A 1,578-nucleotide genomic window follows, 5' to 3' on the forward strand; every position below is an offset into this window, starting at 1 on the left:
ACCCCCGCCCGCCGCTGCCCGCGGCGGCCCGCCGCCGGCTCGACCCGCTGCTCGCGGGCCGTGCCGCGCCCGCCCCCTCGGGCGGCCGCCGCGGCACCGCGCCGGACCTCGCCGAACTGCTGCCGCAGTGGCTGGCGCTGGCCGTGGAGCGCGGGTTCAAGGCGCCGGCCGCCGCGCTGCCGGCGCTGCTCGACGCGGCGCGGGCCCGCACCGATCTGCGGCCCCAGGCGCTGGCGCTCGCCGGGCCGCGCGGGCTGTGGCTGGCCGGGCTCAACCCGGACTGGCGGTTCGCGCTGCGGGGCGGCGGCGCGGGCGGCACGCTGCCGGACCCGGAGGACGCCGACGCGGTGCGGGAGCTGTGGGAGGAGGGCCTGTTCGCGGAGCGGGTCGCGCTGCTCGGAGCCGTACGGGCGAAGGATCCGGTGGCCGGGCGGGCCCTGCTCGCGGGGACCTGGTCCGGGGAGCGGGCCGAGGACCGGCTGATGTTCCTGGACTCGCTGCGCGCGGGCCTCTCGGCGGCGGACGAGGAGTTCCTGGAGGCGGCCCTCGCCGACCGCAGCCGCAATGTCCGGGCGACCGCCGCCGAGCTGCTGTCCGCGCTGCCGGGCTCGGCGCTCGCGGGCCGCATGGCGGACCGGGCGGTGACCTGCGTGGGCCTGGACCGGACGGCGGCCGTGCCGACGGTCGTCGTGGAGGCGCCGCACGAGTGCGACGAGGAGATGCGGCGGGACGGTGTGACGGCGGTGCCCCCGTCGGGGCGGGGCGAGCGGTCCTGGTGGCTGGGGCAGCTGGTGGAGGCGGCACCGCTGTCCTGCTGGCCGGCCCGGTTCGGCGGGCGTACGCCGGAGGAGATCGTGGCGCTGCCGGTCGCCGACGACTGGCAGGCGGAGCTGCACGCGGCCTGGTGCCGGGCGGCGGTGCGGCAGCGGGACGCGGCCTGGTCGCGGGCGCTGCTCGGCGCCCCGTCGGTGCCGCCGGCGACGGGCCCCGGCACCTCCTCGCTGGCCGAGCGGGCACAGCTGCTGGCGACCCTGGATCCGGCGGAGCGGGCCGTCTGGGTGGCGGCGTTCGTGGCGGCGCACGGCCTGTCGGAGGCGTTCCAGCTGCTCGGGGTCTGCGCGGTGCCGTGGGCGGAGCCGCTGGGCGAGGCAGTGATCGACGCCCTGGACATCGCGCGGGACGCGGGCAGCTATCCGTGGAGCTTCAGCGGGGTGATGGGGCTCGCGGAGCGCTGCCTCTCCCCCACGGCCGCCCGGCAGCTGGAGGCGCTGGCCGCCGCGGTCCCGGAGGCCGAGGACGCCTCGCCGGGAGCGGGCGCGTACTGGGCGGAGGCGTTCCAGCGGCTGGTGGCGACGCTGGACCTGCGCGCCCGGATGCGCGCGGAGCTGGACGGTCCGGACGCCTGAGCCCGGGGGCGGGTACGCGGACCGGGGGGGGGGGCGGCGCGCGCGGCGCGCGGGGGCGCGGCGGGGGCCCGGGGCCGCGCCCGGCGGCGGCGCCGCCCCCCGCGATGGGGGGACCGGGCTCGGTGGGGGGACCGCGCTCGCCTGCCTCCAGTCGGCCAACCACGAGGTGGGC

1 protein-coding gene is annotated in these 1,578 nt (G+C 80.7%); it reads left to right on the forward strand.

Annotation, left to right across the window (positions count from 1 at the left end):
• A partial coding sequence (locus ACFW1I_RS30990) for a DUF5691 domain-containing protein (protein ID WP_384676140.1) occupies positions 1-1,406 on the forward strand: 1,406 nt, incomplete at its 5' end.
• Positions 1,407-1,578 lie beyond the last annotated feature (172 nt).

The organism is Streptomyces sp. NPDC058955 (assembly GCF_042741435.1).
GTDB lineage: Bacteria > Actinomycetota > Actinomycetes > Streptomycetales > Streptomycetaceae > Streptomyces.